Raw genomic sequence first — 19,316 nt, 5'->3', positions numbered from 1 at the left:
CTCCTAGTTAAAACAATCGCCAGCGTCGTTTCTTCTGACGATTTTTATAGACCCATTGCAATTGTATTTCTGTGCTTGCGACAACTTTACCGTTATTACTATTTATTAGCTCGAAACCAACACTTTCAGCAGAATCAAACTGGTATCTAAATAGCCCTTTTTGTTGCATTAACCAGCATTGCATGATGTGCTTACTTTGAGCGTTGCGTAAGCAGTAATTGCCAGTATTATGTTGTTGCCAGGTTATATCCACCTCGGCAAAGCAATTTCTACCTTCACGTAAGGCTACGCATGTATCAGGCAATGCAACTAACGCATTATCTGTATTTGCTTGATCTTGGGCAAACACGGGTTTTGCAAATAATATTGTTAACGTTACACAATACTTAAAAAACATAACGCACGCCTACCTTGGCTTTATGCTGATACTCTTGCGAAATAATTGGGCTTTGATGAATGTCTTTAGAAAACCAGGTTGAAAGCCAGCCAGTTAGAAACACCCAATGCCTATTTATAGGGTATTCAGCATGGAATTCAAAAATTAAACTGTACGAGGTATCAGGATCATAGACAGGGCGTGTTAATAAAGATTCTGATGGTGAAATTCCAAAGTAATAGTCAGTAAAATCATTAGAGTAAGCACTTAAGCCAACACCAGAGCGGAACTCCCAATTTCGCCAAGGGATAATCTGACTAAAAAATGAATTCATCACCCAGCCGTTGTGGGTACCAGAAACATCATGTAAATACTCAAATGAGATTTGTGAGTTTTCGAAACGGCGTGATAGGCGAAGGCCAACATCAAAATCATAATTACGGCTTTTTATACCTTCGAGTTCTGCGATGACTTCGTCACCGTAAAAAGTTAAGCCTGTATCATCAAAACCAGATTGAACATTTGTGCCTACTAGGTCTAAGCCCCATTCAAATTTGTCGATAACACTATAACCCAGAGTCAAACCACCACTAAGTTGGCTTTGATCATAATCAAGGTAAAAATTGTTGTAAGAAACGGCAAGGTGAATATCTGGTTCAAAGCCATCATTGTAAGAGTCCATGCCTATTAGATACGAGTCTTCAATGTAATACCCAGCGCCTATGCCCCAATCCCATGCAAAGCCTTGGCTAGGCTCTAGTGTATTGTCGGCATAATAGCGATTACTTGCTAGGCTTGGGGTACTTAGCAAGGTTAAACATATTAAAAATAGGGTACTTTGAGCTCGCAACGTGGCTTCCTTGTCTGTCTGTAAGAAAGGGTAATAGCATATAGTATATTGTTAATGAGTTCCTGTAATCTGTAAAAAAATGTAGCAACAGACGAATGAAATGATGTTGAGGAGATGGTGAAGGGCGCTGTTTGCCTATGGGCAGACAAACAGCGAAAGTTATTTATTGAACTTTGATTTTATCGATTAAGATACTGCTAAGATAGTATTGCATCATAGGCGTAAGAGCACTAACTTCAGTACGGGTACACGGGCCTTGTTCTTTTTTTAACATGTCCATGCGTGTAATGGTCTGATACTCAGGTATCGTCACGTCTTTATTCACACGTGCCATACGTGCTTGCTCTGAATTTTGCTCATGCACAAAGCTGGCTACTTCAAGTTCATTCTTTATTAGTTGTTGTTGCTCAAAGCTGTAGATTAGCGGCTCGCGGTGAAAGCTTGCGCTATCAATTGACGATTTTGCAAACCAGACAACGTCACCTGTTTTTTTATGAGTTAGGCGCATACTTACTTGGCCTAAAATAGTCGCACATTGTTGAACAGGGTATTGCTTGGCGACTTCATCGAATAAAGAAATTGGCTTTTTGGGTTTCACCAATTGGTATTCTGTTTCTTCAATAAGCTCCAGATCAAGCTGATGGATAGATAGGGTATAATCTGCTTGTGCGCCTTCGGCTACGACTTTTAACTGCTTAGCTGTAAGTGCCTCAGTTAGTTGAGAGTACAGTGTATCTGTGACACTGGTTTTGTCGGCAACTATCATGACGGTTTGATTTTTACTTACTGTATGAGCTGGTAGTTGTACCGATTTTACTTTAGGTGATGCATGCTCTGTTTGATACTCAACTTGAAAACGCTGGCTCTGTAAGCTCGGTTTTTTTGGCATTGTAAGTAACGGCGCTGGCTCTGGTTTAAGGGCGCAACCGACTGAAATTAAAGCAAAAAATAAAAGCACGAATAAGCGCATAAAAAATAATCTACCCATAAATAATTAAGATTAAGCGTATTGTACGTTAGTCGAGGCAAAAGTTCATGATATTATGTTATAAGAAACTTCCTAAACAGACTTAAAAAAATAAATAATGAAGTACAGCTTATTTTTAATTTCCTTTCTTTTTTCTTTAACACTGCTTTTTGTTAGTGGTGAAGCTGCTTCGAGTGATAAGCAATGGCAAACATTCGTTGCTGATTATAATAAACACCTCACCCGAAAACTAAAAAGTAAAGGGATCCCAGGTGGCTCATTGGCAATTGTAAATATTGGTCATGATGATTTTATTAACGGTATTGGTCGAACAAAAATAGAAAAAGGCCGCAGAGTCGATAAACATACCCGCTTTCGATTGGCATCCGTCTCAAAAACCTTTGCGGGTTCATTAACCGCAAAACTGGCAGCACAAGGGGAGTTTAATATTGATGACCCTATCAGTAAGTTTATTCCTGCTTTTGCTAATACTGCTTATAAAGATGACTTAAAAATTTATCACATATTGAGTCACTCTAGTGGCTTGGTACCTAACGCATACGATAACCTAATTGAGTCGCGTATGAGCTACCCAGATATTGTCGAGCGGCTATTGACTGTTGAGCCTATCTGCAAACCAAGTGAATGTTACGGTTATCAAAATGTGATGTTTAGCTTGATTGATTCTGTGATTTATCAATCAACACAGATGGATTACTCACACTGGATTTCGGAGTATATTTTTGCACCATTAAAAATGGCGGATGCGAGTGTTGGTTTTGAGGGGATGGTGAAAGATGATAATTATGCTCACCCTCATGTGCGCGGCAGAAAACGATGGTATACATCACGCTTGAAGAAAAACTATTATAAAGTGCCTGCGGCTGCAGGAGTGAACGCCAGCGCAAATGACATGGCGATTTGGTTGAATGCACAGTTAGGGCAATACCCTGACGTATTACCACTCGAGGCATTGATCAAACAAACCCGCCCTTATACACATACTAAAAAAGAAACTCGTCGTAGGGTTTGGCGTGAACATGTAAAAGATGCTTATTATGGATTAGGTTGGCGTGTTTATGATTATGATGATGAAGTGCTTTACTACCATAGCGGTTGGGTACAAGGTTATCGCAGCGATATTGTTGTATTTCCGCATCTAAACATCGGGTTTAGCTTAGTTCTTAATGCCGAAACTGGGTTAATTAACGAGCTTACTACCGAGTTTATCAATCGGGTTCTTAAATTCACGCGAGAGCAAAAATAGCTTAGGTAAAAAAGTTTAGTTACAAATTAATGGAAAATTATTTTTGCCTACAAAAAAGCCAGCAAATTTGCTGGCTTTTTCTGATTCGAAACTCCACAAGGCAGGATTAACCGCGCGGTAATTGAATCTTTTTCTCTTCGCTTTGACGATACAGTACAATTGTATGACCAATTGTTTGTAGTTTTGTTGCGCCTGTCTCGCGAACAATTGCATCAAAAATCAATGTTTTAGTTTCACGTTCATCTGTAGGAACTTTAACTTTGATTAACTCATGAATTTCTAGAGCGCTTTCGATTTCAACTAAAACGCCTTCGGTTAATCCGTTTGCACCAAGTAATACAACAGGTTTTAAACTGTGCGCTTGGCCTTTTAAAAACTGCTTTTGTTTGTTCGATAATTTCATCATGTTACAAATTTTGCTGAATATGGCTTGAATTAAGGGTATTCTAACGCCATCTAGAGAATATTACTAATTAGTTACGTATTAATTTTATGGCAAATAAAAAACATTCAGCCAGTTCTAAGCGTTGGCTGAAGGAACATTTCGACGATCCTTATGTTCACGAAGCGCAAAAGAAAGGTTGGCGCTCTCGTGCGGTATTCAAATTAGACGAAATTCAAAACAAAGATAAATTAATCAAACCATCGATGACGGTGGTTGATTTAGGTGCTGCGCCAGGAAGTTGGTCACAGTATTTAGCTGAAAAGGTTGGTGATAAAGGTCAGGTTATTGCTTGTGATATCTTGCCTATGGATTCCTTAGCAGGTGTTGATTTCTTGCAAGGTGACTTTCGTGAAGAAGCGGTACTTGATGCACTATTAACACGTATTGACGGAAAAAATGTTGATGTAGTTTTTTCTGATATGGCACCCAATATGAGTGGTAATACATCAGTGGACCAAGCGGGTAGTATGTATTTAGTCGAATTAGCATTAGATATGTGCCACCAAGTTTTAAAGAAAAATGGTGCGTTTTGTGTCAAAGTCTTCCAAGGTGAAGGATTTGATCAATACTTACAAGAAGTACGTAATAGCTTTAAAGCAGTGAAAATTAGAAAGCCCGATGCGTCACGTGCCCGCTCTCGGGAAGTATATATAGTGGCGACAGGTTACAAACTGTAGTACAGTTGTGCTGCGTTAAGTTGAATTTAAATTAATTGGATACAAGAGGTTAACTCCTTGAGCGATATGGCGAAAAATCTAATACTCTGGCTGGTCATTGCAGTAGTGCTAATGTCAGTGTTCCAGAGCTTTAATGGTGGTGATCAGGCAGATCGCCAAACAAGTTACACTCAATTTGTTAGCGACGCTCGCAGTGGCGCTATCCAAGAAGTCTCAATTGAAAGCACCACTGGTACGATTACTGGTACTAAAACAAATGGTGAGCGCTTTCAAACCATCATGCCTATGTATGATAAAGACATCTTGAATGATCTTTTAAAAAGCAACGTTAATGTAAAAGGCGTTAAGCCAGAAGAGCAGTCATTCCTCGCCAGCATTTTAATCTCTTGGTTCCCGATGTTACTGCTTATTGGTGTGTGGATTTTCTTCATGCGTCAAATGCAAGGTGGTGGCGGTAAAGGCGCGATGTCTTTCGGTAAGAGTAAAGCGCGCCTGATGAGTGAAGACCAAGTTAAAACAACGTTTGCTGATGTTGCTGGTTGTGACGAAGCGAAAGAAGATGTAACTGAACTTGTAGACTTCTTACGTGACCCATCAAAATTCCAAAAGCTAGGTGGTAGCATCCCGAAAGGTGTGTTGATGGTTGGTCCTCCTGGTACAGGTAAAACATTACTAGCTAAAGCGGTAGCTGGTGAAGCTAAAGTGCCGTTTTTCACAATTTCAGGCTCTGATTTCGTAGAAATGTTTGTTGGTGTTGGTGCATCACGTGTACGTGACATGTTCGAGCAAGCTAAAAAAGCAGCACCTTGTATCATCTTTATTGATGAAATCGATGCAGTAGGCCGTAAACGTGGCGCTGGCATGGGTGGTGGTCACGATGAGCGTGAGCAAACGCTAAATCAGATGCTTGTAGAAATGGACGGCTTTGAAGGTAATGAAGGTATTATCGTTATCGCTGCAACGAACCGCCCTGATGTATTAGACCCTGCGTTATTACGTCCTGGCCGTTTTGACCGTCAAGTTGTTGTTGGTCTTCCTGATATTCGAGGCCGTGAACAAATCCTTAAAGTTCACATGCGTAAAGTGCCATTAGGTGACAACGTCGAAGCTGCGGTAATTGCACGTGGTACACCTGGTTTCTCTGGTGCTGACCTTGCAAACTTAGTTAACGAAGCCGCTTTATATGCAGCTCGTGGTAACAAACGCGTTGTAAGCATGGCAGAATTTGACGCTGCAAAAGATAAAATCATGATGGGTGCAGAGCGCAAGACCATGGTGATGAGTGAGCAGGAAAAAGAAATGACTGCTTACCATGAAGCGGGTCACGCGATTGTTGGTCGCATGGTGCCTGAACATGATCCAGTGTATAAAGTGTCTATCATTCCTCGTGGTCGTGCTTTAGGTGTCACTATGTACCTGCCTGAGCAAGATCGTGTAAGCCATTCAAAAGAGCTATTAGAGTCAATGATCTCGAGTCTTTACGGTGGTCGTATCGCTGAAGCACTTATCTACGGTGAAGATAAAGTGACAACTGGTGCAAGTAACGATATTGAACGTGCAACAGATATTGCTCGTAAAATGGTTACCCAATGGGGTCTAAGTGAAAAACTTGGTCCGTTACTTTACGCTGAAGATCAAAACGAAATGTACATGGGTGGCGGCGGTAGCCGTGCTATGAGCATGTCTGATGAAACAGCAAAAGTTATCGACAGCGAAGTTCGTTTATTCTCAGACCGTAACTATCAACGTGCAGAGCAAATCCTTAAAGATAACATTGATATCTTACATGCAATGAAAGATGCACTCATGAAGTATGAGACGATCGATGCGGGTCAAATTGATGACTTAATGGCACGTCATCCTGTACGTGAGCCACGTGATGTTCATGACCGCCGTTCAGATGATAAAAATCCAGCTCCTTCTGCTGCAAAAGTTGTCGAAAACGACACTAAAGAGCCAGAAGAATCATCAGAAACAAAAACAAATGTTGATGACAAAGCCGAATAGTCGGTACAATTAGACACAGAAAGGCCCCGCTAGTCGGGGCTTTTTTATTTCAAAAAATGCGCAATTTTCAAACTGTTATCTAGAATAATAAATGCGCAATTGACGCTAATTTATAGCATAGGTGTTCAATGACCGTTCTTAACTTACCTCGAGGTCGCACATTACACCTCGATTCCCCAGTGGTGATGGGGATTTTAAATGTCACTCCAGATTCATTCTCTGATGGCGGTAGTTATTGCCGGCTAGACAGCGCTGTCAAACAAGCTCATACGTTATTAAATCAAGGCGCAAAAATAATTGATATAGGTGGTGAGTCAACCCGCCCAGGGGCACCTGATGTATCTCTTGAAGATGAGCTTGAACGCGTTATTCCTTTAGTGAAAGCGCTTAGAGCAAGCAGTGATTGTATTATTTCTATTGATACCAGCAAAAGTGAGGTAATGCGCCAAGCGATAATTGCAGGGGCTGATATCATTAATGATGTCAGAGCTTTGCAAGAGCCAGGGGCAATAGAGGTATTGGCACAATACCCAGAGGTGGCAATTTGCTTAATGCATATGCAAGGTCAGCCTCGTACGATGCAAAGTAACCCACATTATGATGATTTATTTGCTGATATTAACGAATTCTTTGCAGAGCGCTTAGCCGCATGTGAGCAAGCGGGCATTCAGCATGAGCGTATTATTTTAGACCCAGGTTTTGGCTTTGGTAAAACACTGACTCATAATTACCAAATTTTAAATAAGTTTGATGTATTTAACCAATTCAAATTACCGGTGCTTGCGGGATTATCTCGTAAATCAATGATCGGTAATTTATTAAATAGAGATACCAATGAACGCTTAGCGGGAAGCCTTGCCGGTGCGCTGATAGCTGCACAAAATGGTGCAAAAATCATTCGCGTTCATGACGTACAAGAAACAGTTGATGTGCTTAGCGTTTGGCAAGCATGTACTAAAGGAATTACAAATGAGTAAAACAAGAAAATATTTTGGTACGGATGGTGTACGAGGCATGGTGGGTGAATTCCCAATCACTCCAGAGTTTGCCCTAAAGCTTGGTTGGGCTGCAGGCCGTGTATTATCGAAAATTGGCACCAAAAAAGTCATTATTGGTAAAGACACCCGTATTTCTGGCTACATGCTCGAAACCTCACTTGAAGCAGGCTTAATTGCTGCTGGTATCGATGTTGTTTTATTAGGCCCAATGCCGACGCCTGCTGTTGCTTATTTAACACAAACTTTCCGCGCTGAAGCGGGTATTGTGATCAGTGCATCGCATAATCCTTATCATGATAATGGTATTAAATTCTTTTCAAGCAGAGGCTTAAAACTACCTGATGAGGTTGAGCTTGAAATTGAAGCTATGATGGATGAGCCAATGACCTGCGTTGCCTCTGACAAACTTGGTAAAGCGCGTCGTTTAGAAACGGCTGATGGTCGTTACATTGAATTTTGTAAAAGCCAATTCCCACAAGGCTTATCGCTTGAAGGTTTAAAAATTGTACTCGATTGCGCAAATGGTGCTACATACCACATTGCACCGTCAGTAATGCGTGAGTTAGGTGCTGAAGTAATCTGTCATGCTTGTGAGCCAAACGGGGTAAATATCAACCTAGAGTGTGGTGCAACCCATGTTGAAACGCTTAAACGCAAAGTATTAGAACACAATGCTGATGTTGGTATTGCCTACGATGGTGATGGTGACCGAGTAATGATGGTTGACCACAATGGTCGTGTATTTGATGGTGATGACATTGTTTATATCATTGCTTGCCAAGCCGCTAATGACGATATTTTAGGTGGGGGTGTTGTTGGCACTGTTATGTCTAACATGGGCCTTGAAAATGCATTAAAAGCGCGCGGTATTGGCTTTGCTCGTAGTAAAGTAGGCGACCGCTACGTGATGGAACTACTGCAAGAAAATGGCTGGAAAATCGGTGGTGAGAGCTCAGGCCATGTATTAAATCTTGATTTAATCAGCACGGGTGACGGCATTATCTCAAGCTTGCAAGTGTTAGCGGCAATGGTTGCACAGAATAAAACGTTGCAAGACTTAGGGGCAGGTTTTACAAAGTACCCAATGAAAATGATCAATGTTCGTTACCCACAAGGTACCGATCCAACGCAAGATCAAGCTGTAGTTGAGATGGTAGCGCATGTTGAAGAGCAATTAGGTGATACAGGCCGAGTATTACTTCGAAAATCAGGTACAGAGCCTGTTGTTCGAGTAATGGTTGAAGCTGAGCAAGAAAAAGTTGTACTTGATAGTGCTCGCAAAATAGCTGAAGTTGTCGAAACTGTGAGCAAACAAACCGAGGCATAACAATAACCTCTTGTAACTTCGGGCAAGTCGAGTTAGTATCTTGCCCGCTTTCAAATGTGGAGTGGAATAATGGCAACACGTAAGCCGATGGTCGCAGGTAATTGGAAAATGAACGGCTCTTTAGAGCTTGTTGAACAGTTATCAACTGCTATTAAAAATGTTCAAACGGATGAACTGGATATAGTGGTGTTTCCACCATTCCCATTGTTGAGTTCTTTGCAGCAACAAAACGTCACGTTTGGTTCGCAAACAGTCTCTGAAAATCAAGCAGGCGCATTTACGGGTGAAGTAGATGCTCAGCTAGTCAAAGACCTAGGCGCAGCTTATACGTTAGTTGGCCATTCTGAACGTCGTAGCATTTACGGTGAGTCAGATGACGTTGTTGCAGATAAGTTTGCGCGAGCGCAGCAAGTTGGCTTAACTCCTATCCTATGTGTGGGTGAAAGCGAGCAGCAACGTGAAGCAAACGAAACTGAATTAGTGGTTGCAGCTCAAATTGATGCTGTAATTAGCAAATTAGGTGTAGCAGCACTGAAGAATTCTGTGGTAGCATACGAGCCCGTTTGGGCCATTGGCACAGGTAAGACTGCCTCTCCTGAGCAAGCGCAAGCCGTGCACAAGTTTATCCGCGAGAAGGTTGCTTCTTCGGATAGCGATGTAGCACAGCAGTTAACCATCTTATATGGTGGTAGCGTGAATGAAAAAAATAGCGAATTATTATTTGCACAACCAGATATAGACGGCGGCCTTATTGGTGGTGCCAGTCTTAAAGCAGATTCATTTACTGCTATCTGTGAAAGTGCAAAAGGGACCGTATAAGATGTACGAAATTTTATTAGTAGTTTATTTAATTGTTGCTTTAGCATTAGTTGGTATGGTTTTAATCCAACAAGGTAAAGGCGCAGATATGGGTTCATCATTTGGTGCTGGCGCTTCTGGTACCGTGTTTGGCTCATCAGGTGCTGGTAACTTCATGACTAAAACAACAACAATCTTAGCAACGATCTTCTTCGTACTAAGTATTGTTCTAGGTAACCTTACTGCAGGTCAAATCAAAAAGACTGATGAGTGGGAAAACTTAGAAGCTGCGCCAGCTGTTGAAACTGTAACGCCAGCACAATCTGATGTGCCTGTGACAGAAGATAAAACGTCTGACGTACCTAACTAATTAGCTTTGCTAATTAGCGTTAAGCAGTTTTCATTCCTCAAGTAAACTTAAAGCTTAACAACATACAGAATTGTATGCGGATGTGGTGGAATTGGTAGACACGCCATCTTGAGGGGGTGGTGGCTTCGGCCGTGGGGGTTCAAGTCCCCCCATCCGCACCAAAATTAAAAAGCTGTAACTCACTGAGTTACAGCTTTTTTCGTTTTAGTGCTTCATAAAATAAAATGCGCACCTTTATAGTGCTTTTATTCTAATGTCATTCCCGTGCACAAAATTAACTAATTGATTATTAATTGAAATAAAAATTGGAGTCTTCCTTGCTTAACTAGAGTTGATATCATTACTTTGAGGAAGCAAGATGGCCAGAATGAGTTATTTAAGTGCTATAGAACGATATGAAGAGCAACAACAGCTTATTCATGAACTTCTTCTTTCTATACTTGCCAGTGTTCAAGCGTCTTTAACTAATAATCAAGAATATCAGCAGCTCGTCAGTCAATATCCATTTCTAGAATTGCAATATTGCTTGAATGAACAAGGCATTCAACAAGGTGATAATGTTTGCTTTAAACGTCGATATAAAAAGAAACTCACTCATATTGGTGCAGGGCAGGATTTAAGCGCTCGACCTTATTTTTTACTCGCTTCTGCTACGCCGGAGCCGCACTTTACATCGCCGTATATTTCCACGGCGACAAAGCACTTGTGTATTTCTGTTATTAAAACAATTCCTGCAGGTAATAATTTGCAGCAGTTCTTAGTCATCGATGTGTGTTTAACAGAACTGATTGAATTTATTATGGGAGACACCAAACGAGCCAGAATGACACCTTACTTTAAGGTAGGTTATGGCTTGATTGTCACTTGTTTGTTTTGCTTGGTGTTCTATCTGTTATATAAAGTGTTTGCCGGAATGGTGGACTTAGTGATTAGCGAAGACACCCAGTCAGACCCGCTTAAACCATTTACTATTATTATCTTTGTTACTTTAGCGTTGGCTATTTTTGATTTAGGTAAAACAATTCTAGAAGAAGAAATCCTCATGCATAAGGATATTTTTCGCCACAGTTCAACAAGACGTACGATCACACGCTTTATCTCAACAATTTTGATTGCAGTATCGATAGAAGCCTTACTAACCATGTTTAAAGCAGCACTCGGGCAAACTGAGTATGTTATACCTGCTGTATTGATGATGTTTGCTGTGGTAGGTTTGTTGATTGCACTGGCAATTTACGTTTACCTAGGCGCCAAAGCTGAAGATGTGCTGACCCAGGTACAGCGCTTAAAAGTAAAACACTAATGATAGGGCGCTTTGTTTAAAACGCAGCGCCCTGAAATTGATTAAAGTGTACCGCCAATGCCAATACTTGGGTTAACGTACACAGGGCCTACTTTAAACGGCGCATTAATATCTAGGCTTGCATAGGGGGTGCAGGCATTTAAAACTAACACTACAGCCGCAAGAGCAGCTAGGCGAATTATTTTTTTATTCATTACATTTGCTCCTGAATAACAATACCAGCACCCGCTGGATCACGAATAATTGCGACACTGCCACTTCGTACTTTGTCACTTGGTGCCATCAATACGATGCCGCCTGACGAGGTTACTTTTAATAGGGTTGCATCAATATCGGCTACTTTAATGTAATTCACCCATGTATTACCAATCTCGGCATCTGGTTTTTTTACAAAGCCAATCGCAGGTGTGCCATTTAAGGCTAAGTAGCTGTAATTGCCATTTTTAAGCGGTTTACTTTGTGCTGAATAATTACCAAGTGATTGGTAAAAGGCTTTGCTCTGCTCTGGGTTATCACTCCATACTTCTTGCCAAATCCAGCCGTTATCAGTTTGCTGAGTTTCAGGGTCACCATTTACGGCATTGATCAGTGAAAAAACAGCTCCTTGTGGATCTTCTAATACAGCAATAGTGCCACGGCCTTTAATTTCGGTACTGCTTACTAAGACTTTACCTCCGGCTTTGATAGTTTTTTCACTAACGCCAGCGATGTCTTTACTACTGATAAGGCTCAGCCAATGGCTGGCATTTTGTTTATTATCAAGCTCTGCCATACCAGCAATTAATTTTCCATCTAATGATGCCAGCGTGTAGCTGTCGTTAACGGCTTGAAATTGCCATCCAAACACGCTGGCATAAAATGCTTGAGATTGTGCCAAATTAGGTGTGATCAAATCATGCCACACTACGTGACCTGAGTTCTTTGTTCCTGAATCACTGATTGCGGGTAGTTCGCTTGAAGAAAGCTGGCAACCGGTCAATGAGACCGCAGCGACTGCCATTAAAATTGCAGCACGTAAGGGGGTGTGTAATTTCAAAATTTGCTCCTTGCAAAATGGGATCAAATAAAAGCATAGACTATTACTTGTTTGAAATTCAATCAAATTGAAGTGTTACGATAGAATAATCTAACTACTACTAAATGCGTGGGAATAGGATAAATTTATACTGCTGTTATGTTACTCTTTGAATTTGCGCAATAATTTTAATTGCAATAGTCATTTAATTGAAGAGATTATTCAAATTGTCATACATTTAATTGTTTAAATTAATATAATCAGCATTAAATTAAAAAAATTATACATATTTTCACAAAACTGACATATAATACCCCTCCAGAGGAAAGATGCTTACACCTAAGCGTCTTTTTTTATGCCTGAAATTTACGGGTAAAAATACACACACGGTATCCTTTGGAGTTTTAATTGAAATTACGTCACCTCTCACAGTTAACTGTAGCTATTGTTGCTGCATTATCTACTTCAGCCTTTGCTGAGCAAGAAAAAACCACTGCTAAACAAGATGCTTTCGAAAAAATCGAAGTAACAGCGCGTAAGCGTACAGAAAGCATTTTTGAGTCGCCAACAGCAGTGACATCAATCGGTGAAAACCTGATTGATAAAGCGAACATGAGTAACCTAGAAGACATTGGCAAATACGTACCTAACCTAAACATCACTCGTTACGGTGTAGGTAATGCGGCACATGCATCTGTATTCATTCGTGGTATTGGTTTACAAGACCATGTGATCACAACTGATCCGGGTGTAGGTGTTTACTTAGATGGCGTTTACCTTGGTCGCCAAATGGGCTCTAACTTATCATTACCAAATGTTGAGCGTGTAGAGGTATTACGTGGTCCACAAGGTACTTTGTACGGTCGCAACACATTAGGTGGTGCAGTAAATATTATTACTAAGCAACCGGGTGATGAAGGCATTGTGACTACAAATGCAAAAGTAGGTAGCCGTGGTCGTTTAGCCGGTGACGTTTACTTTAATAACAGCCTTACAGACACTGTAAGCATGTCGGCAAGCGTGTCTTATAAACAACGCGATGGTGTAGGTGAAGCGATTAACCTTGCTAACCCAGAGAAAGATATTGGTGAAGAGCAAGAGTTAAGTGGTCGTATGGCGCTTAAATGGCAAGCAAGTAGCGATTTATCTTTTGTGTTCTCAATTGATGGTGTTGATAACGAATCAGGCCAATCACCATACACAATTGAGCTAACGGCGCCACTTGACCCGAATGACCCATTCAATGGTGATTTCCCATTACTTACAGAAGACATGTTACCGAGCGATCCTGATGATTTAGCAACGACGGTAGCGGGTATTGAGTCGACGGCTTACTCAGGCTGGGGTACTTCATTAACAGCTGATTGGGATATCAATAACACCTATACAGCTAAGTTTATCACAAGCTACCGTAGCTCAGAATACGAAGGGGGTCTTGATGATGACGCTGTTGCCCTTAACTTATCAGAGTTCCCTGAAGAAGGCGGTGCAGATCAATATTCATTCGAAATCCAGTTAAATGGTAGCTTCGATAATATGGACTTTGTGTCTGGCTTATACTTCTTTAATGAAGATGGCTTCACAAGTTCTGGTCCGTTTGTATTTAGCCCATTCAACACACCAGATGGCCTTTTGAACGACGGTACTACTGCGTCTTTTGGTGATTACGGTTACTTTGATATCAACCAAGAGACTAACTCATACGCAGCTTATATCAATGCAAGCTATGACCTAAGCGACGATTTAACAGTGGGCGGTGGTCTTCGTTATTCGAAAGATAAAAAAGAAGCCGATGCCTTATTCCCAACGTTTGCAACACGCAAATACGTAAGTGCTGATTTTGATGCAGTAACATGGGATTTAAATGCGTCTTACCAGCTTAGCAATAACATGAACGTGTATGGCCAAATCCAAAAAGGTTATCAAACAGGTGGTTTCCCACCGCGTCCATTTGGTGGTCCTGATCAATTTGTTTCTTTCGATGAAACAAAAGCAATTAACTACGAGCTAGGCCTTAAAGGTCAAGTACACGAAGATGTATCTATGATGCTTGCGGTGTTTGTTACTGACTACACAGACCTAGCATTACCATTCTCAGATCCAACTGCAGGTGGCGGTTTCGTTACTATCGTAGAAAATGCGGGTGAGTCTAAAGCACAAGGTATCGAGCTTGAAACAACAATTGCATTTACAGATGACTTTACGCTACGTAGCGCGATTGGTTACCTAGATTCAGAAATCACAGAAGTAGATGACGGTGTATTAGGTATTGGTAAAGGCGACTCACCAGCACTAACACCACGTTGGACTGTGATGGTCGCTCCTTCTTATTTCATTGATTTAAGTAACGGTGGCACAGTGGCAGTAAACGCTAACTATTCATACCGTAGCGATATGCAAGGTCAATCAGTTTACAACGAAAGTGAACACATTGATTCTCGTGAATTAGTTGGCTTTAACATCTCTTACTTAAACCCGAACGGTGACTTTGAAGTGACTCTTTACGGTGAGAACGTGTTAAACGAAGTATACGATGTGGGTCGTTTACAACAATCTGGTTTTGTTGGCGTAATGCGCAGCAATGACCGCAGTGAGTTTGGCTTAAAATTCAAAAAAGAATTTGAGCTTTAATTACTAACAAAAAAGGGCAAGTAAATACTTGCCCTTTCTTTTTAATTATTTTTCTCTTGCTCGCGTTTTTCGCGCGCTTCTCTTAATTCTTCAGCCAGTTCTTTTGCTTTTTGTTTGGTTTTTTCAGAAAGCTCACCAGCCGCTTCTTTACTCTCAATCCATGCATCTAAGGCAATTTCTTTACCGTCGTCATACATGCTTAAGCCCATCTTTTTACTTTCTTCGAGTAACTCTTGCAGTGAGTCGTCGTTAAACTCATTGGTGGCGTCTTTTACGTCGCTCCAAGCATCACTTAGCGCTTGCTTTACTTCCTCTTTTGCTTCGCTGGCATCTTTCTTGGCTTGCTCTGCGTCATCACAACCTGTTAAGGCAATACAGCCTAATAAAACTAAGCTTGCTAATTTGTTCATATTTTTCTCTAATGGTTAATTAACTATTAAGCAGTATAAGCAATAAAAAATGAATATAGCTAGAACAGCACGATTAAGTTTTCGGTTAATGGATGAAAATGATGCCGAGCTACTTTATGAGCTCGATAACGACCCTGAGGTAATGAAACATCTCACTCGCGGCAAAGTATCTACTATGCAGAGCATTAAAGAGGTGTTTATTCCACGCTTGAATGCGTATCGAAATGAGCAAAAAGGCTGGGGGCTTTGGCAAGTAAACATCATCGAGAGCAATACCTTTATCGGTTGGGTATTAGTCAGGCCCATGGGCTTTTTTGAACAGCCTGATTTTAGTGATTTAGAAATTGGCTGGCGCTTTAAAAAAATGAGCTGGGGCAAAGGCTATGCGTCTGAGGCGGCACTTGCCATTACTAAAGCCGTAAGCGAGCCAGAAGAAATAAAGTCGCTCAGTGCCACAGCACTTAAAGATAACCTAGGCTCAATAAAGGTGATGGAAAAACTAGGCCTTAAGTTTGTAAAAAACTATACCCATCAAGATGAGCAAGGTGAATTACCTGCAGTACTTTATTCATGTCCTAAAGAGCAGCTTAGCTAAGTTAATCGTAACTAATTGACCTTATGGGCTTCACATGTCTAAATGGTTAAAATAACATCAAGAAAAAGGAAGTACCATGGCAAGTTTAGTCAAATACGCGGCACATCTATTTATCGTTACCGCGATATTCTTTCATCCATCAAGCTTTGCAAAGCAAGCGGCCGTCGCGATGCCAGATAGCTACAGCAGTGATACGGCGCGCGCTATTTTAGAGCAAGGCGGTAACGCCGTTGATGCGGCAATTGCGGCACAGTTTGTATTAGCGGTTACTTTACCTGAAGCCGGTAACATCGGTGGTGGCGGGTTTATGCTGATCCAAAAAGATGGCAAAGGTGATTTTATTGATTACCGCGAAACAGCCCCTGCTGCAGCTCATCGCGATATGTACCTTGATGATAAAGGCGATGTTATTGATAACATGTCTGTGTATGGTATTCACGCAAGTGGTGTACCGGGCAGTGTTGCTGGAATGTGGCTTGCCCATCAAAAGCACGGCAGCTTAGAGTGGAAGACTCTGCTAGAACCTTCAGTTAAATTAGCTGAACAGGGCTTTATTGTGCACCCTAAGTTAGCTGCGAGTATCGAGCGTTACATTGCGCGAATGGCTAAAAAATCGGTAAACATTAACTTTGCTGATTACTTTGCCGATGCCAAAGCAAATAAGGTATTTAAGCAGCCGGAACTTGCCGCCACACTGAAACGTATTCGCGATCAAGGTAAAGCAGGTTTCTACGAAGGTGAGATAGCGAAGATCATTGCGACGTTTATGAAGCAACACGGCGGCATTATTACTGAGCAAGACTTAAAAGCTTATCAAGCTAAATCGCGTACACCGATTAAAGGTAATTGGCGCGGTTACGAAGTGCTCACATCACCACCGCCAAGTTCAGGTGGTATTGCTATTTTACAGTGGCTAAAAATGTACGACTTGGCAAAGCCAGAAGGAACGCTTGAGCACAACTCAACCACCTATGTTCATATTTTGGCTGAAGTTGGTAAACGCGTATTTGCCGACAGAGCTGAATATTTAGGTGACCCAGATTTTTATGAGGTGCCAAAAACAGCTCTACTTGCAGATGATTATCTTAGTAATCGTGCAAGTACAATTCGCCCAGATGCCATTTCAACTACCGAGAACATCAAACCTGGTTTACACGAAAGTGAGCAAACAACGCATTTTTCTATTCTAGATAAGTGGGGCAATGCCGTTGCGAATACCACGACCATCAACTTAAGTTTTGGTAGCGGCGTGGTTGTATCGGGCGCAGGGTTCATTTTGAATGATGAAATGGATGACTTTAGTGCCAAACCCGGTGTGATGAATGTATTTGGTGCAATTGGTGGCAAAGCTAACGAAATCCAACCCCATAAACGCATGTTGAGCTCAATGACACCGACCATTCTACTTCAGGATAATAAAGTTAAAATGGTAACTGGCTCTCCGGGTGGCACCACGATTATTAGCTCTGTGTATGAGTCTATTTTAAATGCGGTTGAATTTGATATGACTGCAGAGCAAGTGGTAGATAGCCCACGTTTTCATCACCAGTTATGGCCTAAAAATGTGATTAGATACCACACAGGTCTTGAACCAAAGGTTGTTAAAGCCCTTGAGAAGATGGGTTATACACTTGATGAGCGCCATTTTGGTGATATGCATGTGATCATCAATAAAGACGGTAAATTAGATGCAGCTTCTGAAGCATCTGGCCGAGGTAAGGCGATGGTGTTTTAATTATACCAATCCGCAATAATACTTAATCATTTTGAGGGATTAAACCTGTCGCTACCTGCGTTAAAAATTTCTCATTTAGAACAACTAAATAACGAAATTTTTGCCTTGTTATCAACAAGGTTTTCTTGCCTCAAAATAGACTACTTAATTAAGCGAATTGGCATTACACCTTAAACACAGGTACAAAAAAAGCACCCGAGGGTGCTTTTTTTGATGAGCTGTTTAACCAATCGCTGGAATAAGCCCCGCCATTTGTAAACCTTGAGCACTAATAATAAGCACACCAAACAGGGCGGCCAGTGCTAAGCCAATATTACCGCCTTTAACTTGGTAACCCGCATCAGGTTTGCTGCTTCGTTGCTTATAGACCATAGCAACCGGTAAAAATACCGCTAAAATAACCAGCGCAATGGCGGCGTAGCCAAGTGCCATAATAAACCCTTGTGGATAGAATAGCGCAAAGCCTAGCGGTGGAATAAAGGTGATCAAGGCTGTTTTGATACGATCTTTATTGCCATCACCTTTTTTAAATGCATCAGCAAAAAAGTCGAACAAACCTAAACTCACCCCTAAGAAAGACGTGGCTAATGCTAAATCAGCAAAAATGTTCACAGCAGTGGCAACATGTGGGCTGTGAGCAATGCTAGCAACACTGCTTACAAAACCGGGTAACCCTTGGCTTTGTAGTAAGTCACTTTGACTCATCATACCTTGGCTAAGTAATTGCCAAAAAATGTAAATGACTAAAGGCAATGCTGCACCTGCCACCATTACTTTACGAAGTGTTTTGATATCTAAACCTACGTATTTCACAATCGATGGAATAGAGCCATGAAAACCAAACGAGGTAAACACCACTGGGATTGCAGATAAAATCAGACCTTGTTCAATCGGCATTTCAAGTAAGTGTTGACCGTGAACATAAGGTGTAAGCATATAAAATAAGCTGGCTAGTACGCATACTTTAATAGTGAACAGTACGCGGTTAAGCTTATCGACTTTGCTGGTACCGAGTGTCACTACAGTACCAATCACAACAGCCAGAATAACTGAGCCAACTTGCGGCGCTAAAGAAAGCGATAAACCATTGTTGAGCTTTTCTTGTAATTGCGCACCACCACCTGCGATATACGCAGCGCATAATGCGTAAAACAAAAACATCACCGAAAAGTTAGCGACCCATTGCCCACGTTTACCTAACCATGACTTAGCTAACGTATTGAGGGTTGCATCTCTGTCGGCATATTGATGTAGCTCTAGCATCAGTAATGCTGTGTAGGTCATTAAAACCCATGTAAGTAAGATAAGTGATAACGCTGTTGTGAAACCAAGCCCTGCGGAGGCGATAGGCAATGCCAGCATCCCTGCACCTATGGTGGTGCCAGCAACAATTAACATGCTACCTATTGTTTTATTTTTAAGCACTTTTTGCCCCTTAAACTTCGTGAGAGGCAAGCAAGATATAACTTGTTTAACAAAACTTAAATAGTTTTGTTATAAATCAAAGAAATTAAATGTAACCTATGATTTACATGTGCAAACAGG

At 41.2% G+C, this 19,316-nt stretch carries 19 protein-coding genes and 1 tRNA gene; 12 read left to right on the top strand and 8 right to left on the bottom strand.

Going from position 1 to position 19,316, the window contains the following annotated elements:
* Window positions 1-7: 7 nt before the first annotated feature.
* The 3 genes from BIZ38_RS08460 to BIZ38_RS08450 form a co-directional block, all read right to left on the bottom strand.
* A complete protein-coding gene (locus BIZ38_RS08460; protein WP_138601568.1) occupies window positions 8-397 on the bottom strand; it encodes a DUF3019 domain-containing protein in 390 nt (129 codons plus the stop codon).
* Window positions 387-1,226 carry a MipA/OmpV family protein gene (locus tag BIZ38_RS08455; protein WP_138601570.1) on the bottom strand — a complete coding sequence of 280 codons (840 nt, stop codon included), beginning with the start codon at window positions 1,224-1,226 and terminating at the stop codon, window positions 387-389. Before BIZ38_RS08455 ends, BIZ38_RS08460 begins: the two co-directional genes overlap by 11 nt.
* Window positions 1,227-1,389: 163 nt before the next feature.
* Entirely contained in the window at window positions 1,390-2,196 is an 807-nt protein-coding gene (locus BIZ38_RS08450; protein WP_187490109.1) for a hypothetical protein, read from the bottom strand.
* 115 nt (window positions 2,197-2,311) lie between these two features.
* On the opposite strand from BIZ38_RS08450, the gene BIZ38_RS08445 reads away from it, so the two are divergent.
* Window positions 2,312-3,460 carry a serine hydrolase domain-containing protein gene (locus BIZ38_RS08445; protein ID WP_054551704.1) on the top strand — a complete coding sequence of 383 codons (1,149 nt, stop codon included), beginning with the start codon at window positions 2,312-2,314 and terminating at the stop codon, window positions 3,458-3,460.
* Between the two features lie 106 nt (window positions 3,461-3,566).
* Here the strand turns inward: BIZ38_RS08445 and yhbY are convergent, their stop codons facing one another.
* Window positions 3,567-3,863: a ribosome assembly RNA-binding protein YhbY gene (yhbY, locus tag BIZ38_RS08440; protein WP_054551950.1), complete on the bottom strand. Its 297-nt coding sequence runs from the start codon at window positions 3,861-3,863 to the stop codon at window positions 3,567-3,569.
* A gap of 89 nt (window positions 3,864-3,952) precedes the next feature.
* On the opposite strand from yhbY, the gene rlmE reads away from it, so the two are divergent.
* From rlmE to BIZ38_RS08400, 8 genes are all read left to right on the top strand, one after another.
* Window positions 3,953-4,582: a 23S rRNA (uridine(2552)-2'-O)-methyltransferase RlmE gene (gene rlmE / locus BIZ38_RS08435; protein WP_054551703.1), complete on the top strand. Its 630-nt coding sequence runs from the start codon at window positions 3,953-3,955 to the stop codon at window positions 4,580-4,582.
* A 66-nt stretch (window positions 4,583-4,648) separates the two neighbouring features.
* Window positions 4,649-6,589 (top strand): ATP-dependent zinc metalloprotease FtsH, encoded by a 1,941-nt coding sequence (gene ftsH / locus BIZ38_RS08430; protein WP_262387584.1) that lies wholly within the window; start codon window positions 4,649-4,651, stop codon window positions 6,587-6,589.
* A 128-nt stretch (window positions 6,590-6,717) separates the two neighbouring features.
* Window positions 6,718-7,566, top strand: coding sequence for a dihydropteroate synthase (gene folP / locus BIZ38_RS08425; protein WP_187490107.1), 849 nt, complete (start codon window positions 6,718-6,720; stop codon window positions 7,564-7,566).
* Window positions 7,559-8,914, top strand: coding sequence for a phosphoglucosamine mutase (glmM, locus tag BIZ38_RS08420; protein WP_187490106.1), 1,356 nt, complete (start codon window positions 7,559-7,561; stop codon window positions 8,912-8,914). Before folP ends, glmM begins: the two co-directional genes overlap by 8 nt.
* A 69-nt stretch (window positions 8,915-8,983) precedes the next feature.
* A complete protein-coding gene (tpiA, locus tag BIZ38_RS08415; RefSeq protein WP_187490105.1) occupies window positions 8,984-9,733 on the top strand; it encodes a triose-phosphate isomerase in 750 nt (249 codons plus the stop codon).
* Between the two features lies 1 nt (window position 9,734).
* Window positions 9,735-10,082 (top strand): preprotein translocase subunit SecG, encoded by a 348-nt coding sequence (gene secG, locus BIZ38_RS08410; RefSeq protein ID WP_187490104.1) that lies wholly within the window; start codon window positions 9,735-9,737, stop codon window positions 10,080-10,082.
* 76 nt (window positions 10,083-10,158) lie between these two features.
* Window positions 10,159-10,243: transfer RNA gene (locus tag BIZ38_RS08405), tRNA-Leu, on the top strand.
* Between the two features lie 197 nt (window positions 10,244-10,440).
* Window positions 10,441-11,385: a general glycosylation pathway protein gene (locus BIZ38_RS08400; RefSeq protein WP_187490103.1), complete on the top strand. Its 945-nt coding sequence runs from the start codon at window positions 10,441-10,443 to the stop codon at window positions 11,383-11,385.
* Window positions 11,386-11,426: 41 nt separating this feature from the next.
* Here BIZ38_RS08400 and BIZ38_RS08395 read toward each other — a convergent pair whose 3' ends face one another.
* Together BIZ38_RS08395 and BIZ38_RS08390 are read right to left on the bottom strand one after the other, a co-directional pair.
* Window positions 11,427-11,579 carry a hypothetical protein gene (locus tag BIZ38_RS08395; RefSeq protein ID WP_166338975.1) on the bottom strand — a complete coding sequence of 51 codons (153 nt, stop codon included), beginning with the start codon at window positions 11,577-11,579 and terminating at the stop codon, window positions 11,427-11,429.
* Complete coding sequence (locus BIZ38_RS08390; RefSeq protein ID WP_262387583.1) at window positions 11,579-12,421, bottom strand: VOC family protein; 843 nt, start codon at window positions 12,419-12,421, stop codon at window positions 11,579-11,581. The genes BIZ38_RS08395 and BIZ38_RS08390 overlap by 1 nt, the downstream gene beginning before the upstream one ends.
* 387 nt (window positions 12,422-12,808) lie before the next feature.
* On the opposite strand from BIZ38_RS08390, the gene BIZ38_RS08385 reads away from it, so the two are divergent.
* Window positions 12,809-15,031: a TonB-dependent receptor gene (locus BIZ38_RS08385; RefSeq protein WP_187490102.1), complete on the top strand. Its 2,223-nt coding sequence runs from the start codon at window positions 12,809-12,811 to the stop codon at window positions 15,029-15,031.
* A gap of 41 nt (window positions 15,032-15,072) precedes the next feature.
* Here the strand turns inward: BIZ38_RS08385 and BIZ38_RS08380 are convergent, their stop codons facing one another.
* Window positions 15,073-15,441, bottom strand: a complete 369-nt coding sequence (locus BIZ38_RS08380; RefSeq protein ID WP_187490101.1) for a hypothetical protein — start codon at window positions 15,439-15,441, stop codon at window positions 15,073-15,075.
* 49 nt (window positions 15,442-15,490) lie between these two features.
* Between BIZ38_RS08380 and BIZ38_RS08375 the strand changes: the two genes are divergently transcribed.
* Both BIZ38_RS08375 and ggt read left to right on the top strand, forming a co-directional pair.
* The gene (locus BIZ38_RS08375) at window positions 15,491-16,036 is read left to right on the top strand and encodes a GNAT family N-acetyltransferase (protein ID WP_187490100.1); all 546 of its coding nucleotides are present in this window, start codon (window positions 15,491-15,493) and stop codon (window positions 16,034-16,036) included.
* Between the two features lie 76 nt (window positions 16,037-16,112).
* Window positions 16,113-17,771, top strand: coding sequence for a gamma-glutamyltransferase (gene ggt, locus BIZ38_RS08370; RefSeq protein WP_187490099.1), 1,659 nt, complete (start codon window positions 16,113-16,115; stop codon window positions 17,769-17,771).
* A gap of 222 nt (window positions 17,772-17,993) precedes the next feature.
* Here the strand turns inward: ggt and BIZ38_RS08365 are convergent, their stop codons facing one another.
* The gene (locus BIZ38_RS08365; RefSeq protein ID WP_187490098.1) at window positions 17,994-19,196 is read right to left on the bottom strand and encodes an aromatic amino acid transport family protein; all 1,203 of its coding nucleotides are present in this window, start codon (window positions 19,194-19,196) and stop codon (window positions 17,994-17,996) included.
* Between the last annotated feature and the right edge of the window lie 120 nt (window positions 19,197-19,316).

The organism is Pseudoalteromonas sp. BZK2 (genome assembly GCF_014349195.1).
Taxonomy (GTDB): domain Bacteria; phylum Pseudomonadota; class Gammaproteobacteria; order Enterobacterales; family Alteromonadaceae; genus Pseudoalteromonas; species Pseudoalteromonas simplex.
This window is presented reverse-complemented; position numbering and strand designations above follow the sequence as displayed.

What these genes read in the sequence shown, in the direction of transcription:
- BIZ38_RS08375 (WP_187490100.1), top strand. Translation starts at nt 15,491, where the DNA reads ATGAATATAGCTAGAACAGCACGATTAAGTTTTCGGTTAATGGATGAA.
- BIZ38_RS08380 (WP_187490101.1), bottom strand. Translation starts at nt 15,441, where the DNA reads ATGAACAAATTAGCAAGCTTAGTTTTATTAGGCTGTATTGCCTTAACA.
- ftsH (WP_262387584.1), top strand. Translation starts at nt 4,649, where the DNA reads ATGGCGAAAAATCTAATACTCTGGCTGGTCATTGCAGTAGTGCTAATG.
- rlmE (WP_054551703.1), top strand. Translation starts at nt 3,953, where the DNA reads ATGGCAAATAAAAAACATTCAGCCAGTTCTAAGCGTTGGCTGAAGGAA.
- tpiA (WP_187490105.1), top strand. Translation starts at nt 8,984, where the DNA reads ATGGCAACACGTAAGCCGATGGTCGCAGGTAATTGGAAAATGAACGGC.
- BIZ38_RS08445 (WP_054551704.1), top strand. Translation starts at nt 2,312, where the DNA reads ATGAAGTACAGCTTATTTTTAATTTCCTTTCTTTTTTCTTTAACACTG.
- yhbY (WP_054551950.1), bottom strand. Translation starts at nt 3,863, where the DNA reads ATGAAATTATCGAACAAACAAAAGCAGTTTTTAAAAGGCCAAGCGCAC.
- folP (WP_187490107.1), top strand. Translation starts at nt 6,718, where the DNA reads ATGACCGTTCTTAACTTACCTCGAGGTCGCACATTACACCTCGATTCC.
- secG (WP_187490104.1), top strand. Translation starts at nt 9,735, where the DNA reads ATGTACGAAATTTTATTAGTAGTTTATTTAATTGTTGCTTTAGCATTA.
- BIZ38_RS08395 (WP_166338975.1), bottom strand. Translation starts at nt 11,579, where the DNA reads ATGAATAAAAAAATAATTCGCCTAGCTGCTCTTGCGGCTGTAGTGTTA.
- BIZ38_RS08450 (WP_187490109.1), bottom strand. Translation starts at nt 2,196, where the DNA reads ATGCGCTTATTCGTGCTTTTATTTTTTGCTTTAATTTCAGTCGGTTGC.
- glmM (WP_187490106.1), top strand. Translation starts at nt 7,559, where the DNA reads ATGAGTAAAACAAGAAAATATTTTGGTACGGATGGTGTACGAGGCATG.
- BIZ38_RS08400 (WP_187490103.1), top strand. Translation starts at nt 10,441, where the DNA reads ATGGCCAGAATGAGTTATTTAAGTGCTATAGAACGATATGAAGAGCAA.
- BIZ38_RS08460 (WP_138601568.1), bottom strand. Translation starts at nt 397, where the DNA reads ATGTTTTTTAAGTATTGTGTAACGTTAACAATATTATTTGCAAAACCC.
- ggt (WP_187490099.1), top strand. Translation starts at nt 16,113, where the DNA reads ATGGCAAGTTTAGTCAAATACGCGGCACATCTATTTATCGTTACCGCG.